This window comes from Dehalobacter sp. TeCB1 (assembly GCF_001707455.1).
Lineage (GTDB): Bacteria > Bacillota > Desulfitobacteriia > Desulfitobacteriales > Syntrophobotulaceae > Dehalobacter > Dehalobacter restrictus.
The window spans coordinates 1-19,279 of record NZ_MCHF01000008.1 but is presented as its reverse complement, the minus strand read 5'-3'; the positions used below and the strand labels follow the sequence as shown (position 1 = coordinate 19,279).

Genomic DNA, 19,279 nt, shown 5'->3' with positions numbered 1-19,279 from the left:
GAAACTATTTAAAGGAGAAAAAGAAAATGCCATTTGTTAAGGGGAACATTAAGGCAGAAATAGAAGAAAGAAAAAAGAATCAAGAATTTGCCAAAGCTTATGAAATTATCGATACAGAATATAAGCTTATTGAGACAATCATAAAAATGAGAAAAGAATCCGGAATAACACAGCCGGAGCTTGCAGAAATAACAGGGATAAGTCAGCAAAGTATTTCAAGAATGGAAAAAGTAGGACATTCCCCCACTTTGAGAAATTTTCTTAAATATTTGGATGGAGCAGGATTGGAGCTTGAAGTCAAAAAAAAAGGTAGTAAAAAGGACGAGTGTCAGATGGTTTAATTAGTCTAATGAAGAGTTTTTTACTACTGCAATTTACTGCAATTACTACTGCAATTCAATCAGAAAAAGGCAGTATTAGTTAGTTTGAAGGACATTTGCTGAAACCTGAAAGCCGCTATATTCCTACATTTCAGGATTCGGCAGTTTCAGTTGGACTACGCGTCAAGGCACTCGTAATGAGCAGGTCGTCGGTTCGATTCCGACCATCGGCTCCACTAGAAACAAGACCTCTAGGGTTTTTCCTTGGAGGTTGTTTTTGTGTTTGTATGCGTATTGTGTGTCAGAAAAATTTACAATTTATTAATAGTTTTTACTCAGTTTTACAAATTGACCTTTGAAGTTGACCTTTTTTACTTGTGCATCAAAACCTGCACCAAAACGCAAGACTTTTTAATAAAGTTTATGCATGTACTATTTTAGCGCAAAATACCATTGATTACCAAGGTCCATGCAGGTTTTGATAGTTTTCAGCAGCCCCTATTTTGCTAATTGCTAAAATAAGCAGCAGGTAGAACGAATCTGGATGCTTTTTTAATATCCGAATTTATTCTAAATGTCATCCTTTTGGCTCCTGCTTCGGAATGCTCCTATGTCCCGATCAGTGAGCCGGTATTGTGACTTCTCAAAATTGAAGTTCAGATCGAAGGACTTTAGTTTTCCGCATCGATCTTCAATATTCTGTACGATTTTTGTAGTAGTTTCGCTCAACATAAGACATAGATCGTCTTTTGTAAATCCATTTTTTCTGATTATCATTTTGCAGCCCTTTACTAATATATTTATAGACAGAGTTTCCTGTGAAAGTGGTAATCGTCTATGTGGATAGGCATAATATACATTGGTAATATTTGGGTTGCAACCATGTTAAATATGCATGCGTTTGGCTAGTTCTGCCTTGATATTTTCCCCTTGAAAGATCAGGATCGCAGAGAGGAATATGATGCTGACGGCAACAGAGATTACGGAAGGGTATAGCACATGAATCCAGTCAAACAAGAGGAATATTACCGGAATGATGCCGAGAAGACCATCTAACAGAAAATAAGTAATGTAATCTCTGGCCCTGAGCTTCATAATTTTCGCCGTTACATACAGCACAAACATGGCGGAGACAAACAAAATAGGAACAACAAAGTCTAGGGACCAGCCCCGCCAGCCGGTTCCCCAGTCCCAGATAACACTGAGAAAAGATAAAATGGTTACCTGCCACATGATATTCTTGGTAATGTGATGCCTTTTCTTGATGACGATAATTAAACTCAGCCACATGCTGATGAGGCCGAATAAAGCAAAAACAGGCCAGTTTATACTCGAGGGGAATAACGCATAGACCATAAAACTGACGACCAGAGCAACGACAGAGGCAAAGATCATAATCCGCAAGGCCAGATGCCGTTCATAGAAAGGAGGAACCACCGGATAGATTTCCTGCTGATCGTAGGCACCATCGTGTCCCGGCAGAATATTTCCGCATAGGGGACAATTTCTTTTATTGCCGCGTATGCGGACCTGGCAATGACTGCAATATTGCATAAAGATGATCCTCTCTGTTAACTCGATTAAAGATTGCATGTAATTTCAATGTCGATGCCGTTTTCCGAAAGGAACTCAAAAAAAGTACGTTGAATTTCAGTTTCCCGGAAGGGTGAACTAAAACTTACAGCCAGCCTGTCATTGTAGGAGCATATGCTGATATGAGGCATTCTGGCGCTGCTGCAAAGGCTAAACTGCCGAATATAGCGTTTGAATTCTTCTGGAAGCAAGATTTGACCAATATTCGTTATTGCCGCAGTGATCCCCCTGTCAGCAATTTTACTGGCCAGGCGCAGTGAATAATCCTTGAAAGGCAAAGGAATAATCCGGGTCAGAAGATTCTTTTCAATTGACATTAATTGATTTAAGCGTTGATTTAAGCTTTCTGCAGTAAGCTCTTTTCGGAAGTCCTCACTTACACCTCGAATCACGTCTTGAAAATCGGGGCTTTCTTGGCCAAAGGGATAACCAATATTCATCGTGCTGAAAAAATTTCTGGTTGTCTCAGATTGGAAAAAATTCCGCAAATTAATCGGGACGGACAAAACCACGGGATCATTCTTCGTGCGTACAGGCCTTTCTTTATGTAGGGCATAAATAAACAAGGCGGCAATAAAAACAGTCAAAGTAGCATTATATTTATGTGCTAATCCCAAAGCTTCCTTGGCAGACATCGAACCTTCGATTACTTTCACTTTGTTTTCATCCAGCCTGGTTCCACGGATGCGATAAGTCCGGGCTGTTTTCGCTTTGTTCGGGTTATCCATCAGCTTCAGAATATCCAGATCCCGGCCTTCAAAATACCTGCCGAAACTGTCATCCATTTTTTCGCTGATCGAGGCGTTTGGCTTGAATTCAGGGATTTGGTCCGCAAAGGCTTCCTTATGCCGCAGACGGATATAATGATAGACCAGGGTTTTCATGAACCAGAGCGCCCCAGTACCGTCAGATAAAGCATGAAAAATTTCCAGATTGATTCTGTTATGGTAATAGGACACACGGAAAAGCAAATTCTTTCTGTCATCAAGATAGATCGGCGCACAGACCGGATCAGACTCCCTTTCAACTACAGGATGTAGGTCGCTGGTCTGAAAATAATACCAGAATACGCCTTTCCTTAAGACGGATTTGTAAAACGGAAAATAATCCATCGTGATATTCAGGGCTTCCTGCAACATTTCAGGATCTACAGCGTTATAGAGTTCACAGGCGAGCCGGAATACTTTCGTGTCTTTATTGCTGCATGTTGCCGGAAAGATCTTAGAGGCATTATCCAGTCTAGTCCACTCAACGCTCTTTCGCTGTCTCATTCGATCACCTTTCTGATATCGTACTATGTTAACCCAAAAATTAGAATATTGAGAATCTGCTTGCCATCATATTATAATTTTTAGGTTGACAATGTACTGCCATCTAAAAAAGAATTAATCACCTTATAGCATGTGATGAGGTGCTCCGTGTTCCATGCCAGCGAGAAGAAACCATGAACAGCGTCTTTCATTCGATATATCCTGACATCGTTGCCGGATTCCCTCAGACGTATTCCATAAGCCTCCCCCTCATCGCGGAGTGGGTCAAATTCAGCCGTGATAATCAGTGTCTGGGGCTGATTCGATAAATCTTTAGCTAAGAGTGGTGCCGCGTAAGGGTTGTTGCGGTCTTCTTCTCTTTGGACATATAGATCCATATAATCCTGAATGCGTTTGGCAGTTAATATATAATCTGTACCATTTTCCCGTATAGACGGAAATGGAGAGCTTGGGCTATGATCAATATAGGTTGCGGGATAGATGAGTATTTGACGGGGGGGCAGAAATTCACCCCTGTCTCTGGCCATTAAAGACACGGCTGCTGCCAGATTGCCGCCCGCACTGTCCCCAATCAAGGTAATATCCTTGGGACTGCATTGCAGCAGATCATAGCGTAAGGATAACTCCCTGGCAACATGATAACATTCCTCAATGCCAGCTGGGAAGGGGTTTTCCGGCGCTAAAAGATAATCTACGGAAATAACCGTATGATTGGTCTGATCCGCCATTTTGGCACAGACATTGGTGTAGGAATCAATGTCTCCAGTAACCCAGCCTCCGCCGTGAAAGAAGATTAGAACTCTGGGGATTTCTTGGTTTTCAGGACGAAAAATGCGCACCGGGATTTCTCTTGAAGCAACAATGATCTTATGGTCCAATAAATTGTACAGCGGCTTAAAATATGGATGTACAACCTTCTGGACTTTCCGGTAGATCTTATAGGTCTTCTTAATATTTACATCCGGATAGGACAGTGCTTTTAAAAGCCTTTTTCTGAAGCGTTTCATTGAACGACCTCTCTTTCGCTGTGCTATCCTATCCTGATTCCATTATAATCGAAAAACGCAAGTTTATCGATTATAATTCCACATTTGCTAGCGGCAATTTGTTCCCTTATTTGATGCTTGTCCATATACTGATGAAGGGGGGATTGGAATGAATGATCCCTGGGATTTGAACCATCAGATAAGGACACAGCGTCTGGCCCTCCAAATAGCGAGGAATTTAGGTATTGTCAAGGAGGAACAATTAAAGCCAATTAGTATTGCTTCACGACTTCACGATATTGGGAAAATAAGCATCCCCTCAGACATTCTCCTGAAACCCGGAAAATTAACTGATTCAGAATTTGCGGTCATCCGGATGCATCCCGAAATTGGTTGGGCGGCAATATCTAGGGTCAATTTCCCATGGCCGATCGCTGAAATCATTCTTGAGCACCATGAAAATATGGATGGCTCGGGGTATCCCCGCGGTTTAAAGGGGCAGGAAATACGATTTGAAGCCAAAATTATCAGAGTCGCGGATACTATCGATGCGATGGCAAGTGATAGAGCATACAGGGCAGCCCAGTCGAAACAGGAAATCATTTCGGAGTTAAACCGCGGAAAAGGACTCATTTATTGCAAGGAGATCTGCGAAGCTGCGATAGCCTATCTGACAGCCGAATCATAATCGAAGAACAAAAAAATCCAAATAAATAATAATAATTAAAATGAAGAGAAAATAAGCCCAAAGAAATACCAGACAGCATGAATTATCTGGTTTTTTCTTTGGGCGAATCTTTTGCCGGGCAGCTGGTTCTTACTTGCTTTTTTTAAAAGCCAATAAGACCAGTTCTTCATTGTTAGCTTTGTATTGAGAATTCAGGGTTGATTCAGCTTGTTTGACCTGATTTAGCTGGGTCTGATCAAGTTGGGCAAAATCCATATGCATGACACTGTCCACGGCTTAAGACCTCCTTAAATTAAAAGCGGTGTTCATATAAGTCAATCCCGCCCAATATCATATGGGCTAGACCAAACCCGATGATTCCGGCACTGATTAGGGGATATACTTCCCTTTTGTTCATACCGTTTTTTTTCATATCTTTGACCCTTAAGGCAACACCGGCTGCTGTGACTGCAGTTCCTAATGCGCTGGGTATCAAGCCTTCCCGCATCGTCATTCCCTCCTAAATTAAAATTCTGTCTTTAGCTTTAACCAATTTAGCAAATTTTATTAGCTGTCTTTAAATGAAATTTTTTGACAATTGATAAAATCTCTAACTTAGATAGAAAAATACCCCTGCGTCCAGGGGTATTAGATAAGTTTGCGCCAAGTCTAATAAAATATGTATCTCAGCCTACTTTAGCATAATGAAATATTGATGGTCAATAGATTTTGCCAAGTACTGGGTAGGGTGAATAAAAAATATTTTACTAATTACAGAAAAAGGTATAAAATGGTACTTGTTGTAAATGCGCCCGGCTAGTCATTCCGGCTGTTTTCTGGTCCAGCGGTCGCTATCCCGGAGACGGTATTTTTCCATCATTCCTTCAAAGGATTTTTCAAGGTCTATCTGAAGCGAATTGGCCATACATATGATGATAAACAGAATGTCGGCCATTTCCAGCGCAAGATCACCCTCCTGCTCGGACGGTTTCTTGGGTTTTTCTCCGTAACGATGATTAACCTCTCTGGCCAGCTCGCCAACTTCTTCGATCAGCCGGAGCATCATCGAAGAGGGCTGCCAGTAACCCTCTTCAAATTGGGAAATCCAATTATCGACTTCTTTTTGCCAATCTTTGATATCCATCGCGAACAATACTCCCTTGCAGTTTATTGTAAGTTCAATTTTAAGGGAATTTTTTCTGTCAGGCAAGGAATTTAGGGATTAATGTAGAATCATGATCCATTGATCTATTTTTAAGGAGTGAGACAGTGGCATATCTGCAGACGTTTGCACAAATGGTTCAATGGAAAGATTTCGTAGATATTGTCGTTGTCGCGATCATTATCTATCAATTGCTTATGCTGATTAAAGGAACAAGGGCCGTCCAATTAATCAAGGGTCTTTTTGTGTTTATGGTCATTTCTTTGATTGCAAGGCAGCTTGGACTTACAACGCTGAACTGGATGGTGGAAAAAGTCTGGACCATGCTGGTGGTTGCGCTGCCTGTCGTTTTTCAGCCTGAGTTAAGAAGGACCCTGGAACAGATTGGTAGAGGTAAGTTTATTACCATGCACCCGGCGACAACCGGACCTGAGGAGTATAAGAAGCTGATCGAGGAAATTGTCAGGTGCAGTCAGGTTTTATCGCAAAGCCGCATTGGCGCTTTGATCGTCCTTGAAAAAACAACCGGGATTCAGGAATATGTTGAGACCGGTGTTAAAATTGATGGGGTTGTCTCTTCAGAGTTCCTGGTCAACCTATTTATTCCAAAGTCGCCGCTCCATGACGGCGCGGTGATTATCCGTGGGGACAGAGTTGCGGCTGCAGGCTGTTTTTTGCCTTTGACCCAGGATAACGGGCTGCAGAAGGATTTGGGGACCAGACACAGAGCTGCTTTAGGGCTTTCAGAAGTATCAGATGCGCTGGTTATTATCGTATCTGAAGAAACTGGTGTCGTTTCTACGGCCAAAAACAGCAGGCTCACTCGCTTCCTCGATGAAAAGAGCCTCCGCGATCTTTTAAAGAATGAGATACTGGTCGAAAAAGCTTCCGGGCACAATCTGTTCCGAAGAGGTGACAACAATGCCAATACGTGATATTTTACGGCGAAACCTTGGATATAAAGTGATCTCTCTGGTCCTGGCGATTGTTTTCTGGATATGGCTGACCAGCCAGAATAATTCCTCAATTTTTTCAAAGAATATTGATACCCGGCAGCTGGTGTTTTACAACCAGCCCTCCAATATTGGGATCATATCGCCGGTTCCGACGATTACGATCAGGATTGACAGTTCCTCCCAAGAAAGCAGTGTCAAAGACCTGGTTGCTTATGTCGACCTCAAAGACGCTGTAGCCGGGGAATCCACCTATGATGTTCAAATTAATGCACCGGAAGGTATAAAAGTTGAAGAAATCAGTCCGAAAACAGTGACATTAAAGCTGGATCGGCTTGAAGACAAGATTGTCAAGGTTCAGGCCAACGTTAAGGGTGAACCGGCTTCCGGCTATGTGGCAGGCGAACTGTTATTCACTCCTTCCGTGGTCAATGTACGGGGACCTGCGTCGGTCCTGGCCAACCTTACAAGCGTCACCGTCGATGTAGAATTTACAGATCTCACAGAGAGCAAAAGTGTGGTTAGGCCGGTCTACTTTACTGATAACCAAAATGCGGGGATTTTTGACGCGAATCCGTACCCCACACTGCAGGCTTTTCCTGATACTGTTGAGGTAATCATGCCGGTATATGCAAAAGGGACGGCGAGTAAAACTGTGCCGCTCCGGGTGGTAACTAAAGGGACACCTGCGGATGGAATGGAAGTACGGCTCGTGACTCCGCTTCCGTCACAGGTTCAGCTCGTTGGTAAAGAGGAAGAACTTGAAGCGGTCGAATATTTAAATCTTGGGACCATTGATATCAGCAGAATTACCAGCACCAAAACCATTAATGTTTCCCTGAATTCAATTGCTTTGCCCAAAGGAGTGTCTTTCAGTAAGGGAACAAAAATCAGCGTCATGGTTTATGTCGGTGCCAAAGCGGAGAATGAGATCCTGAAAGGGATACCGGTCGGGATTAAAAATATTCCCGACGGACTGACTGCTGATAACATTCAGCCGATTGATGTCACGGTCAGCGGATATCCGGATATTCTTAAAGCGCTGAAACAAGAGGATATTTCCTGTTGGATAGATGCTAAAGGACTGAAGGAAGGGACATACTCCGACGTATCGGTACTGTGGGAAGTCCCATCCGGGGTGACGATGGTTAGCATACCCAAAGTGCAGCTTGTTCTGAAGGCAAGCACAGCAACTTCCGGAGATAATAAAGAATAGAGTTGGATAGATTGAATCTGATTTGGTCGGATCTAAAGCTGCCTGTGGACCAGGATGAGGGGGAATTGCCGGATATTCTGGCCCGCAGATTAAGAGTGACACGCGAAAAGATCAATAACCTGCGGATACTACGGCGTTCTGTTGACGCACGCCAAAAGCCGGAGCTTTTTTTTGTTTATACCGTTGAGTTTTGTGCTCAGATTTCCGGTCCGGAATTAAGAAAAGCAATGGCCCATTATCCGCGGCTGAAAGAAAAAGTGTTTGTCCCGGAGCACCCGCTAAATGGCTACCCGGCGTCCAAACTTGCTTTCCGGCCGATTGTGGTGGGGACAGGACCTGCGGGATATTTTGCTGCGTTGACCCTGGCCCGGAAAGGCTACAGGCCGCTGGTGCTGGAACGTGGAGACAAAGTTGAAGACAGAAGTGGAACAGTTGAACACTTTTGGAATACAGGAATCCTCGATCCGGAGAGTAATGTCCAATTTGGGGAAGGCGGTGCCGGGACATTTTCCGACGGCAAGCTGACCACTCGGATTGATGACCGAAGAGTACGGGAAGTATTAGAAAGTTTTGTGGAATTCGGAGCCAGCCCCGAAATTCTGTATGCAGCCAAACCACATATCGGAACCGATATACTGAAGAAGGTCGTCGCGGCAATGCGGGCTAAAATTGAAGCTTTGGGCGGTGAGGTGCTCTTCCGGACCAAAGTGACCGGCTTGAAAACCGCCAACAATCAACTGGAGGCTGTGGAGATCGATGGTGCGGAGATGATCCCGGCGGAAACGGTGATTCTAGCAGTCGGACACAGTGCGCGGGACGTTTATCAGTTCCTGAAGGTTCTTGGCGTGCAGCTAGAAGCGAAGCCTTTGGCGGTCGGGCTGCGAATCGAGCACCGGCAGGAATATGTCAACCTGACTCAATATGGGGTCCCTTTCCACGCTCGGCTAGGTCCAGCAGACTATCAGCTGACCTATAAAGATATAAGCAGCGGCCGAGGCGCTTATACGTTTTGCATGTGCCCTGGCGGACAGGTGATTGCCTCTTCTTCCGAAGACGGAGGGATCGTCACCAATGGGATGAGTAACTTTTCCAGGGACACTGCCATTGCGAACAGTGCGGTTGTTGTGACAGTCAGTCCCAAGGACTTTGCTTCTAGCGACCCATTAGCAGGGATTGATTTTCAGAGAGAATGGGAGCAGAAGGCTTTTCTGGCCGGAGGAAGGAATTACTGGGTACCCGCTCAGTCGGTACAGGATTTCTTGCGGAATCGGCTGACTAAGAAATTTTCGCTTGTACCGACGTATCGGCCGGGATATACATCGGTGGATCTGCATACGATTTTGCCGGATGAAATCGGCAGCGTGATCGAGAGAGCCCTGCTGGCCTTTGATCAGAAAATGAAAGGTTTTGCCGGTGCCGAAGCCACACTTTCTGGAATTGAATCCAGAACGAGTGCGCCTGTCAGGATCCTGCGCAATGAATCAGGCCAGTCCGTAAACCTGAAAGGTCTGTTTCCGGCAGGAGAAGGAGCTGGGTACGCCGGCGGGATCACCAGTTCGGCGGTCGATGGACTCAGGGCTGCCGAAAAATTGATGGCGCAATATACGCCCAAAGAGTAAAAAAAGTTGGAAAATCCAAAAAAAATAAACCAATTAACAGTATATATATAACCTTAAGTTGACTGGAAATGAAAGGGGAGCTTGAATTTGGCCAGACTTTTTGGAACGGATGGAGTCAGAGGAAAAGCAAATACGGAGCTTACGCCGGAGCTTGCTTTCAAACTTGGAAAAGCAGGAGCCTACGTTTTGGGAAAAGGGCAGGAAAAAGCCAAAATTGTCATTGGCAAGGATACCCGGATATCAGGAGATATGTTGGAGGCAGCGCTGGCAGCAGGTATTTGTTCGATGGGAGTCGATGTACTGAAGGCTGGGGTCCTTCCAACGCCAGGCATCGCATTTTTGACCCGGACGTTGGAAGCAAGTGCCGGTGTTGTCATTTCGGCGTCGCATAACCCTTATGAGGACAACGGTATTAAATTTTTTGCCGGAAGCGGATTCAAACTTTCGGACGAGCTGGAAGATGAGATTGAAGATACACTGAAGAGGATTGATGAGCTGGAATTACCTTCAGGCGGCGACATTGGCAGCATTGTGGAAGTCGAGAATGCGTCGGAGAAATATGCCGCATTCCTGAAAAAAACCTCCGTATCCCTGAAAGGGCTTAAAATCATCCTGGATTGCGCCAACGGCGCGGCTTATGAAGTGGGCCCAAAAGTACTGGCCGATCTCGGTGCTGAGGTCATACCACTCTATAACCAGCCTGACGGGATCAATATTAATGTTCACTGCGGTTCGACGCATCCGGAAGCGCTCGCTAAAGAAGTCCTGCAGCATGGTGCGGATCTCGGGCTGGCCTGTGACGGAGACGCGGATCGGATCATTGCTGTTGATGAGAACGGCAATATTCTTGATGGCGATGCGATCATGGTGATCTGTGCGCGAGCCCTGAAAGATAAAGGGAAGTTGGCCCATGATTCGCTGGTTGTAACCGTGATGAGTAACATGGGACTGCATAAAGCTCTCCGCAAAGCTGGCATCCGGATCCTTGAGACCAAGGTTGGGGACCGCTACGTCATGGAGAAACTGCTGGAATCTGGCGCAATCCTCGGTGGGGAACAGTCCGGCCACCTTATTTTTCTGGAACACAATACGACGGGTGACGGGCTGCTCTCTGGTCTGCAGCTGTTGTCCGTAATAAAAGAGAAAAAAGCCAAGCTGTCCGAGCTGGCCAAACAAATGAAACGATTCCCGCAGGTCCTGGTGAATACCAGCGTCGGTAGTAAAGACAAGATTATGCAGAATGAGCAAGTGAACCTGAAGGTCAGAGAGGTTCAGGAAAGCCTGGGCGAGGATGGCAGGATCCTTGTTCGTCCGTCCGGTACGGAGTCTCTGATCCGGGTCATGCTGGAAGGACCGGACCAGCAGGAGCTAACCAGGCTGGCTGAAGAAGTCATCAAGGTGGTCAGTATTGTCGATCAGAATGACCTTGGCTGAAAAGGGTTAGAACCCTTTGACGGAAAATGTAATAGAATAAAAATGTAATAGACCGGCACCAACCAAGTTTTTTTTCGGATAATCTTCAGATAATCTTGAGAAAATAAGTCTGTACCTATTTTCTCATATGGATTATAATAGGAAAGTCGGAAGCATTGCTGGTCTGTTACATTGATAGATAATAGACTGCTTATGAGGAGGTGGTTGGGAATAGGTTCAGGGACTAAAAAATGAATAGTGGATAATTTTGACGGTTTACAGTATACAGTTTACACTGCGGATCTTTCCGCACAGAAATGTAGCGCCAGAACCCATTTTGGGTTGACGAGGAAGAGGTTAATCGAAGTTTTCGGCGGGTGCCTCTCGGTGGCTTGTCATCGTTAGATTCGTTGCAAATCCGGAAAGCAATTTCCGGGACAAGAGCGGATCAAACAGGAAGAAGGTTTTCTTTGCGGAATCCCTTCAGTTGTCCGTGCTTTTCTACGCCCGATTGCGAAGCAGTTGGGAAAGAAGTCACGAACAGGGTTAACAGGTCTTGACTTGTTTTGATTTGTCTTGCCTTGTTATATCTTCTCTCACTTTATGTTTGTATGTTAGAGATCTGTAGCCGTCCTTGACGGCTATTTTTTATGGCTGACGGAAATATAATGTTATAGGAACACGTCATGAATGAGACAACAACTAAAAAATTATTAAAATTGAAACGAGGAGAACAAAAAACATGTGTGGTATTGTAGGATATTTTGGAGAAAAATCGGCTGTTCCAATTTTGGTTGAAGGTTTAAGAAAGCTTGAATATAGGGGATATGATTCCTCGGGCATAGCGGTCATGGAAGAAGGCGGGATCCGGATCACCAAGAGTGTTGGGAAACTTGTCAACTTAGAGGAAAAGCTGGGCAACCGCACTTACAATGCAAGAATCGGAATCGGCCATACCCGGTGGGCAACGCACGGCAGACCGTCTGATGTGAATGCTCACCCTCATATGGACTGCCATGGAGATTTTGCCGTTGTACATAACGGAATTATTGAGAATTATCTCGAGCTTAGAGAATGGCTGACTGCGGAGGGACATCTTTTCCGTTCCGAAACGGATACGGAAGTGCTGGCTCATCTGGTCGAACATTTTTATAAAGGGGATCTCCAGGACGCAGTCAAAAAAATGCTGGCCAAGGTAGAAGGGTCCTATGCAGTCGTCGTTTTGAGCTATAAGAATCCCGATGTTATGGTTGCAGCCCGCAAAGACAGTCCGTTGATCGTCGGTATTGGAGACGGAGAATATTTTGTCGCGAGCGATATCCCGGCTGTACTTAAATATACGAGAAAGACGTACATCATGGAAGACGGGGAAATGGTGACCGTCTCGGCCGAAGGTTTGAAGTTCTCCGATTTTACGACAGGCGAATGTGTTGAAAAGAGCGTCTTTGAAGTCACTTGGGATGCTGTGGCAGCCGAAAAAGGCGGTTACGAGCACTTTATGCTAAAAGAGATTTTTGAACAGCCGAAGGCCCTGCGGGACACGCTGGCCGGAAGACTGAACCACGACCATGTTGTGCTGCAGGAAGTGGATCTTACCCCGAAAGAGGTTGCTTTATTCAATAAAGTAGCAATTGTTGCCTGCGGAACTGCGTATCATGCCGGACTGATCGGCAAAGGGCTAATTGAACACTGGGCCAAAATACCGGTCGAAGTCGATATCGCTTCAGAGTTCCGGTACAGAGCGCCTTTGATTGATGATAAAACTCTGGTCGTTGTAATCAGCCAGTCAGGAGAAACGGCCGACACCCTGGCAGCTTTGCGCGAATCAAAAAAGAAGGGAGCCAGAGTTATCGCGATCACCAATGTCGTCGGCAGCTCCGTGGCTAGGGAAGCACACGATGTGATCCACACCTGGGCGGGACCGGAAATTGCCGTGGCCTCGACGAAAGCTTATACGACCCAGATCGAAGGAATGATCCTGCTTGCACTTTATCTTACGCAGGCCAAAGGAACCATGCCGAAGGAATGGATCACCGAAATTATTTCCGAACTTGGCAAAATTCCTGATAAAGCGGAGATTATCCTCAAAGAAGGAGCTGAACGCATTAAGACCCTAGCCAGGTACTTTGAAGAAGTGGGCAGCGCATTCTTTATCGGGCGCGGCCTGGACTGGGCAGTTGCGCAGGAAGGTTCTCTGAAGCTTAAAGAAATCTCGTATATTCACGCTGAAGCCTATGCTTCAGGTGAGTTAAAGCATGGCACGCTCGCGCTGATTACAGAGGATACACCGATTATCGCGCTCGCAACCCAGAGGGACCTGTACGAGAAAACGGTCTCGAATGTGATCGAGGTTAAGGCCAGGGACGCCAAGGTCATCGGGTTTACGTTTGAAGGAAATACCGATTTCCACAAGTCGGTTAATGAAATATTCTATATCCCGGAGACCGTCAATGAGCTTGCTCCGCTCTTAACGGTGATTCCACTGCAGCTTCTGTCCTACTATGTTTCTGTCGCCAGAGGGAACGATGTCGATAAGCCCAGGAACCTGGCTAAATCAGTGACGGTTGAGTAATATGAAGCGTATTTGGTAATCCTACGGAAGATACTGAAAAAGCCGGCCAAATAAAGTTTTTAACAAAAAAAGTAGCCCCCTGAATGTGGGCTGCTTTTTTGCTCTCAACTTATTGCCGTTTTCCAACGGAAGCTCTATAACTAGGGCGTTTGCGCGCCCTGGTATATTTTACTTAAGACCATACTCCTTGATTTTTCTGTACAATGTTGATTTTGATAAGCCCAGCTCTCTGGCCGCTTCGTCTTTGTTTTTATTTTTACACAAAGCATGCATAATGGCTTCTTTTTGTATATCCCTTAAAGGCAGCGGATCATTGCTTTGTGTTACACTTACGGTGGTTTGCCTGTGTTTGATTTCATTCGGAAGGTCTCCGATATTCAGTATGCCGTTTTTGGCTTTAAAGACCGCATACACCATCGCATTTTTTAACTGCCTGATGTTTCCGGGCCAGGTATATTCCACAAGCGCTTTATAGACCTCAAAACTTAATTTGGGTGGTTCACATTGTAGTTCTTTACTGATCTGATCCAAAAAATAATGCGCGAGCAGGAGAATATCCTTTCCTCTGTCCCGCAACGGGGGTATGTCGATCGCTAAAACGGATAAACGGAAATATAGATCGCTTCGAAATGTTTTTTCCTGTACCATTTGAAACAGGTTCTGGTTAGTTGCGGCGATAAGTCTGAAGTTTACCGTGGTGTACTTGCTGCTGTTGATCCTGACGACTCTTTTGTCCTCGAGGACACGTAATAATACAGGCTGGACTTCCAAAGGCATATCCCCGATTTCATCCAAAAACAAAGTTCCGCCATTGGCAGCCTCTATTTTACCGGGCTGACCGTTTTTGTTGGCTCCGGTAAAAGCCCCTCCTTCATAGCCGAATAATTCACTTTCAATTAAATTTCTGGGTATAGAAGCACAATTAAGGGCGACAAAAGGCCCTTCAGGACAATAATCATGATGAATTGCCTGAGCAAATATCTCTTTTCCTGTCCCACTTTCACCATTTAGCAGAACATTATATGTAGACTTGCTGATATTCCTGGCAAAATCAATGGCCTGTACGATAGGCCGGCTTTTCCCGACAATTGCTTCAAAAGTATGAATGGTGTCATGATTAAGTTGAGATTGCTTTTCAATTCTTTCTTGAGATAGCATGAAAATTTCGGCTCCTTTTGTTTTGTCGATTAGATGCTTAGGGTCAATATTATCATTATCTGAAAATTATGTCAATTCAAATTTTACCCAAGTGTTATAATCATCTATCAATAAAATTTGCCTTGTCAGACACTTAAGTAATATAATTATCTGAAAAAACCTGTTACTGGGTAAGGAGGTTATCCCATTGTCAACCTATCATGCAGCGGCATGGATGGTGCCTGCAGAAAGCGGCCTAAAAAAGAAACATGTCCAGAAGGTGCTCGCACTTTTGCCGGAGGACTGCGAACTGGTCCCGTTTGAGATTCATGGTAATAACTCCTCGGCTTACGGTTTTGCGACCATTGAGGTTATTGACGAAGAGGAAAACGGGCTGGAGACGATCATCGATCTGCTGGAACCGCTTGTCGAAGACTGGACGGAGGATTCTTCCGACTGCACATTAGACCTGCCGGGCGGAAAGCAGACCTATATCGGCTGTGACTACCGTACAGTAATGGTTAGCGGAGTAGATCCGGAACCGCACAGTCATCATCATTAAAATCGTTTAAGAGTAACAAGATACAGATATTTATTGAACAAGGTCAAGATCGTTGGCTATACTGCGAAATCAATTGCTGAGCGGCTAAAGAAAAAGGAGGAAATATGAATTTTCCCTCCTGAAGGATTTTATGTTAAAAACTCTGAAGGACCACTGAAACATGGTGAGTTGGAACGTGCTGCCAACTGGGTGAAGCAAGTAATATCGTAAGTCATTTTTGCTTAAACAGTATATTCCTGCGGCATAACTGAACGGATGTTACCCAAGGGTAATTACTTTCTCAGCCTCGGCCATAATATCCATATTCAGATACATGTTGCCGATTTCACCTACCTTGACCTGATCCTTCAGGTTGTAGAAGTCCAGGCAGATGCCACAGGCATAAATGGTAACCCCTTTATCGACTAAAGTCTTTAAAATGTTCAGAACTGGGGCATCTGCCGTGACCAGCTTGACGCCCTCGTGCAGGAATAAAATATGAGAGGGCAAATGGTCTCCCTCGCTCAGACTGTAGAGATAGGAATACATTAATTTTTCTCCTAGGATTTCTTCACCTTTACCGAAACCTTTACTTGTAACCAACAATACGTAACCCATAAAAAATGCTCCTTTCAATATCCAATATTCATTTATACAAAAAGACAAGAATCATACATCTTAAATCCAAAATTTAATATGATCCCTGAAGCAAAAAATAATCATCAATCCATACGGACAGCTTTGAGTGGGAGAATGTCATGCTGCTCCAAATACGCTTCAACACCCTGCTGGTCGGAGCAGGCGATCTGGATCGCGAGCCCGCAGCCCTGGTTAATTGAGGGAGGGACCGGTATCAGGACAAAAGGCCAGCTGCCTGAATTCAAAAGATCTTCTGCTTCAAGCGTCTGATGAACGGACCTGAAAACAAGGGCGACATTTTCCGAACTTGTCACATTGAACCTCCCAATATGGTGTTTAAAGCAGCCAATAACGCCGCTATATCCGACTCTGTTTGAGAATAATTGATACTGATGCGCAATGCTCCGCGATCAATGGTTCCAGCTGTTTGATGGGCTAAGGGGGCACAATGCAGTCCGGAGCGGGTAACAATATCAAAGCGGCGGTCCAGCTCCAGAGCCACGCTGTCAGGGGTATGATTCCGGAAAACACAGGACACCAGGCCGACTCTCGCATTGATGTCACAGGGCCCCAGAATTTGGATTTCCGGGATATATTCCAATCCTTCAAGCAGGATAGACATCAGTTGAAGTTCATGGCTGCGGATCTTGGGGAGACCCTCATGCAATATGAATTCTACCGCAGCCCCAAGGGCCGCGATTCCCGGGATATTCCGTGTGCCGCTCTCCATCCCTTCCGGCCAGATATCCGGTTGTTCAAGGGTCAGGGAATGAAGGCCTGTCCCTCCATAAATCAGGGGATTCAAAACAAGATCTGGCCTGGCATAGTATCCGCCAACCCCTTGAGGTCCCGACAGGCTCTTATGCCCGGTAAAGGCTAAAAAATCGATGTGCTGGTCTTCCACGTCAATTGGTATCACGCCGGCAGTCTGGGCCGCATCCACCATAAACAGGCAATGGTGCGCTTTAGCGATTTGTCCGAGCTGCTTGATTGGAAGAATCGTGCCCAGCACATTCGAGGCATGCGTAAAACAAAGCAGGCGGGTATTGGGCTGGAAATTAGATTCCACGATAGCAGGATCCAAAAAACCCTCCCGGCTGCACGGAACAATTGTATAGGAAATTCCGCTCTTTTTGAGATATTCCAGCGGACGGACAACGGCATTATGTTCAAGGGAGCTGATCAGAACATGATCCCCAGTCTGAAGAAGTCCATGAAGTCCCACATTGAGCGATTCGGTGATATTCTGCGTAAAAACAATTCTCTCAGTATTTGCGATGCCAAACAAGCGGCTTAAAGCCTTTCTGGTATGAAGAAGCTCCCGCCCGGCGCGCAGAGAAGATTGATTGACACCGCGTCCGGCACTCCCTCCCTGACGCAGGACCCGGTCATGGGTTTCGTAGACCACCTCGGGTTTCGGCCAGGAAGTTGCGGCATTATCAAAATAAAGCAATTCCGTCTCCCCTTATCACATGGATTTAATATGACTTATTTTAGCATAGGGACATTGGATTTGCATCTTCTCCCGACAGAATCTGCTATCTCTAATTCCGATCGGTCCTACTGTCAAGTATTCAAGACATCAATCGATACCCAAATACAATTATTATTTATAATTCAATTGATGCTCCGGAATTTAATCAATGTTTTGAATCTAATTAAATTATTATTAACCAGATCGCGGTCAAAAATGGTGAAGGAAAAGCATGGTCAAAAGACATGAGAGAGGGATCTTATGAAGAAATTCCAAACATTTCGGATTACGGAAGAACATCAGGGCTTGACTGTCGAGCAGTATCTGAAAAGTATTTTACAATGTCCCGGCAGAAAGATTCAAAAGCTGACCAGAGCAGGCGGAGTGCGTCTCAATAAAAGAAATGCTTATCTTCAGAAAAAGATAAAAAGTGGGGACATCTTGGATGTTCTCGTTTTGGAAGATCAGTTCTTTGGGGTTAAGCCTGAGCCGGGATCGATTGACATTTTGTTTGAAGATCCGGCACTTATTATTTTATATAAACCAGCCGGCATGTTGGTGCATCCAGCAGGGCAAACAACCGGCGGAACGCTGGCTAACTATCTGGCGGAGTACTTTCGGGAAAATGGAGAGACAATTACCATTCGTCCTTTACATCGTCTAGATCGGGATACTACAGGCTGTGTGGTATTTGCCAAAGATGCACGAACCCAGTCTGAACTGGAAAAACAGTTACAGGATGGGAGGCTGAAAAGAAAATATTACGCAGTGGTCCGGGGAAGAATTGAGCCGCCATCCGGTTCTGTTGACGCACCGATCGGACCGCATCCAACACTGCCGAACCGGCGGGCTGTTCATGATCAGGGGGAGCGTGCGCTTACCCATTACAATACGATCAAGACTTTTGAAAATTATTCTCTGTTGGAGCTTACCCTTGAAACCGGAAGAACACACCAGATTCGCGTTCATCTCTCCTCACGTGGCCATCCTGTGCTCGGAGACAGAATGTACGGGAAGCGCTCCTCCCTGATACCCAGACAGGCCTTGCATGCCAGATCCGTCTCGTTTTGCCATCCCATGGACGGAAAGTTAATTGAAATACAGGCCCCTGTTCCGCCTGATTTGGAAAACCTAATCAGCCATCTTTCTTTATAGCTTTTGGGGAGTGACTTTTACCACCACCAGGTTCTGTAACGGTATCTCGGCCTGTATGCGCCAATGAAAAGGGGAAGTCCCAAAGGAAAACCAAAAAAGAACATGCTGTTCAGAGGCCACTGAAAAACACTTTGTTTTTCGCTTAAACCACACAACCAAAAAACCAGAAGATGAGATATATTGACTCATTCTCCTGGTTTTTCAATTCTTATATGTAATGGCTTAGTTTATCACTCTCTTTTTAACCCATTAAAGTTATAATTCTTTTTAAATTAACAGCAAATATTGTGGTCGCCGCTTGTAGCTGCATACCAAATATGCCTGAAGCAGATGCAACACCATACCCATGTCTATGTTTTAGCTCGCTGTTTTTTGCCTCAATTTTGTAACGTTCCTTTGACTTTTCTTTGAAATATTCGCTATCCTGAAATATGGCCTGTTCTTCATGCGTGTGGTGTTTTATCGTTACAGAATATGTTTTGGTTTTTGCCCCGTCTTTATAGCAGCCTGCTTTATAGGGGCAGATTTTGCATTTTTCCACGTCGAATAAGTAGGATTCTA

General features: G+C 45.0%; 20 protein-coding genes. 9 read left to right on the top strand and 11 right to left on the bottom strand.

What is annotated here, in order from left to right; genetic code table 11:
* Window positions 1-26: 26 nt before the first annotated feature.
* The gene (locus tag A7D23_RS01935; RefSeq protein WP_068882945.1) at window positions 27-341 is read left to right on the top strand and encodes a helix-turn-helix transcriptional regulator; all 315 of its coding nucleotides are present in this window, start codon (window positions 27-29) and stop codon (window positions 339-341) included.
* Window positions 342-1,205: 864 nt separating this feature from the next.
* On the opposite strand, the gene A7D23_RS01925 is transcribed toward A7D23_RS01935, so the two are convergent.
* The 3 genes from A7D23_RS01925 to A7D23_RS01915 form a co-directional block, all read right to left on the bottom strand.
* Window positions 1,206-1,874: a DUF6320 domain-containing protein gene (locus A7D23_RS01925; protein WP_019226792.1), complete on the bottom strand. Its 669-nt coding sequence runs from the start codon at window positions 1,872-1,874 to the stop codon at window positions 1,206-1,208.
* A 26-nt stretch (window positions 1,875-1,900) separates the two neighbouring features.
* Window positions 1,901-3,184, bottom strand: a complete 1,284-nt coding sequence (locus tag A7D23_RS01920; RefSeq protein ID WP_019226793.1) for a hypothetical protein — start codon at window positions 3,182-3,184, stop codon at window positions 1,901-1,903.
* Between the two features lie 80 nt (window positions 3,185-3,264).
* Window positions 3,265-4,191 carry an alpha/beta hydrolase gene (locus tag A7D23_RS01915; RefSeq protein ID WP_019226794.1) on the bottom strand — a complete coding sequence of 309 codons (927 nt, stop codon included), beginning with the start codon at window positions 4,189-4,191 and terminating at the stop codon, window positions 3,265-3,267.
* A gap of 148 nt (window positions 4,192-4,339) precedes the next feature.
* Here A7D23_RS01915 and A7D23_RS01910 point away from each other — a divergent pair, with 148 nt between their 5' ends.
* Window positions 4,340-4,858, top strand: coding sequence for an HD domain-containing phosphohydrolase (locus A7D23_RS01910; RefSeq protein ID WP_019226795.1), 519 nt, complete (start codon window positions 4,340-4,342; stop codon window positions 4,856-4,858).
* A gap of 129 nt (window positions 4,859-4,987) precedes the next feature.
* Here the strand turns inward: A7D23_RS01910 and A7D23_RS15930 are convergent, their stop codons facing one another.
* The 3 genes from A7D23_RS15930 to A7D23_RS01900 all read right to left on the bottom strand — a co-directional run bounded on the left by A7D23_RS15930 (window position 4,988) and on the right by A7D23_RS01900 (window position 5,981).
* Complete coding sequence (locus A7D23_RS15930) at window positions 4,988-5,131, bottom strand: hypothetical protein (RefSeq protein WP_019226796.1); 144 nt, start codon at window positions 5,129-5,131, stop codon at window positions 4,988-4,990.
* 19 nt (window positions 5,132-5,150) lie between these two features.
* On the bottom strand, window positions 5,151-5,345 hold the full coding sequence (locus A7D23_RS01905) for a hypothetical protein (protein ID WP_019226797.1): 195 nt from the start codon (window positions 5,343-5,345) through the stop codon (window positions 5,151-5,153).
* Between the two features lie 312 nt (window positions 5,346-5,657).
* Window positions 5,658-5,981 carry a nucleotide pyrophosphohydrolase gene (locus A7D23_RS01900; protein ID WP_019226798.1) on the bottom strand — a complete coding sequence of 108 codons (324 nt, stop codon included), beginning with the start codon at window positions 5,979-5,981 and terminating at the stop codon, window positions 5,658-5,660.
* Between the two features lie 125 nt (window positions 5,982-6,106).
* Here A7D23_RS01900 and cdaA point away from each other — a divergent pair, with 125 nt between their 5' ends.
* From cdaA to glmS, 5 genes are all read left to right on the top strand, one after another.
* A complete protein-coding gene (gene cdaA / locus A7D23_RS01895) occupies window positions 6,107-6,934 on the top strand; it encodes a diadenylate cyclase CdaA (protein WP_015043824.1) in 828 nt (275 codons plus the stop codon).
* Entirely contained in the window at window positions 6,921-8,168 is a 1,248-nt protein-coding gene (locus A7D23_RS01890; RefSeq protein WP_019226799.1) for a CdaR family protein, read from the top strand. Before cdaA ends, A7D23_RS01890 begins: the two co-directional genes overlap by 14 nt.
* Window positions 8,169-8,179: 11 nt before the next feature.
* Entirely contained in the window at window positions 8,180-9,787 is a 1,608-nt protein-coding gene (locus tag A7D23_RS01885) for an FAD-dependent protein (protein ID WP_019226800.1), read from the top strand.
* A gap of 87 nt (window positions 9,788-9,874) precedes the next feature.
* Window positions 9,875-11,221 carry a phosphoglucosamine mutase gene (gene glmM, locus A7D23_RS01880; RefSeq protein ID WP_019226801.1) on the top strand — a complete coding sequence of 449 codons (1,347 nt, stop codon included), beginning with the start codon at window positions 9,875-9,877 and terminating at the stop codon, window positions 11,219-11,221.
* Between the two features lie 721 nt (window positions 11,222-11,942).
* Window positions 11,943-13,772, top strand: a complete 1,830-nt coding sequence (gene glmS / locus A7D23_RS01875) for a glutamine--fructose-6-phosphate transaminase (isomerizing) (protein WP_019226802.1) — start codon at window positions 11,943-11,945, stop codon at window positions 13,770-13,772.
* A gap of 168 nt (window positions 13,773-13,940) precedes the next feature.
* On the opposite strand, the gene A7D23_RS01870 is transcribed toward glmS, so the two are convergent.
* On the bottom strand, window positions 13,941-14,930 hold the full coding sequence (locus A7D23_RS01870; RefSeq protein ID WP_019226803.1) for a sigma 54-interacting transcriptional regulator: 990 nt from the start codon (window positions 14,928-14,930) through the stop codon (window positions 13,941-13,943).
* 187 nt (window positions 14,931-15,117) lie between these two features.
* On the opposite strand from A7D23_RS01870, the gene A7D23_RS01865 reads away from it, so the two are divergent.
* Window positions 15,118-15,471, top strand: a complete 354-nt coding sequence (locus A7D23_RS01865) for a hypothetical protein (protein ID WP_019226804.1) — start codon at window positions 15,118-15,120, stop codon at window positions 15,469-15,471.
* A gap of 258 nt (window positions 15,472-15,729) precedes the next feature.
* Here A7D23_RS01865 and yedF read toward each other — a convergent pair whose 3' ends face one another.
* The 3 genes from yedF to A7D23_RS01850 all read right to left on the bottom strand — a co-directional run bounded on the left by yedF (window position 15,730) and on the right by A7D23_RS01850 (window position 17,542).
* Window positions 15,730-16,068, bottom strand: a complete 339-nt coding sequence (gene yedF, locus A7D23_RS01860; protein ID WP_019226805.1) for a sulfurtransferase-like selenium metabolism protein YedF — start codon at window positions 16,066-16,068, stop codon at window positions 15,730-15,732.
* Between the two features lie 104 nt (window positions 16,069-16,172).
* Window positions 16,173-16,403, bottom strand: coding sequence for a DUF3343 domain-containing protein (locus A7D23_RS01855; protein WP_019226806.1), 231 nt, complete (start codon window positions 16,401-16,403; stop codon window positions 16,173-16,175).
* The gene (locus A7D23_RS01850; protein ID WP_019226807.1) at window positions 16,400-17,542 is read right to left on the bottom strand and encodes an aminotransferase class V-fold PLP-dependent enzyme; all 1,143 of its coding nucleotides are present in this window, start codon (window positions 17,540-17,542) and stop codon (window positions 16,400-16,402) included. The genes A7D23_RS01855 and A7D23_RS01850 overlap by 4 nt, the downstream gene beginning before the upstream one ends.
* A gap of 282 nt (window positions 17,543-17,824) precedes the next feature.
* Here A7D23_RS01850 and A7D23_RS01845 point away from each other — a divergent pair, with 282 nt between their 5' ends.
* On the top strand, window positions 17,825-18,718 hold the full coding sequence (locus A7D23_RS01845) for an RluA family pseudouridine synthase (RefSeq protein ID WP_019226808.1): 894 nt from the start codon (window positions 17,825-17,827) through the stop codon (window positions 18,716-18,718).
* A gap of 241 nt (window positions 18,719-18,959) precedes the next feature.
* Here A7D23_RS01845 and A7D23_RS01840 read toward each other — a convergent pair.
* Window positions 18,960-19,279: transposase (locus A7D23_RS01840; protein WP_176714381.1), on the bottom strand; the 320-nt coding region annotated here is incomplete at its 5' end.

Coding starts and splice junctions, on each gene's coding strand:
- A7D23_RS01910 (WP_019226795.1), top strand. CDS start 4,340: ATGAATGATCCCTGGGATTTGAACCATCAGATAAGGACACAGCGTCTG.
- A7D23_RS01915 (WP_019226794.1), bottom strand. CDS start 4,191: ATGAAACGCTTCAGAAAAAGGCTTTTAAAAGCACTGTCCTATCCGGAT.
- glmS (WP_019226802.1), top strand. CDS start 11,943: ATGTGTGGTATTGTAGGATATTTTGGAGAAAAATCGGCTGTTCCAATT.
- A7D23_RS01845 (WP_019226808.1), top strand. CDS start 17,825: ATGAAGAAATTCCAAACATTTCGGATTACGGAAGAACATCAGGGCTTG.
- A7D23_RS01890 (WP_019226799.1), top strand. CDS start 6,921: ATGCCAATACGTGATATTTTACGGCGAAACCTTGGATATAAAGTGATC.
- A7D23_RS01920 (WP_019226793.1), bottom strand. CDS start 3,184: ATGAGACAGCGAAAGAGCGTTGAGTGGACTAGACTGGATAATGCCTCT.
- A7D23_RS01905 (WP_019226797.1), bottom strand. CDS start 5,345: ATGCGGGAAGGCTTGATACCCAGCGCATTAGGAACTGCAGTCACAGCA.
- A7D23_RS01900 (WP_019226798.1), bottom strand. CDS start 5,981: ATGGATATCAAAGATTGGCAAAAAGAAGTCGATAATTGGATTTCCCAA.
- yedF (WP_019226805.1), bottom strand. CDS start 16,068: ATGGGTTACGTATTGTTGGTTACAAGTAAAGGTTTCGGTAAAGGTGAA.
- A7D23_RS01870 (WP_019226803.1), bottom strand. CDS start 14,930: ATGCTATCTCAAGAAAGAATTGAAAAGCAATCTCAACTTAATCATGAC.
- A7D23_RS01925 (WP_019226792.1), bottom strand. CDS start 1,874: ATGCAATATTGCAGTCATTGCCAGGTCCGCATACGCGGCAATAAAAGA.
- A7D23_RS01935 (WP_068882945.1), top strand. CDS start 27: ATGCCATTTGTTAAGGGGAACATTAAGGCAGAAATAGAAGAAAGAAAA.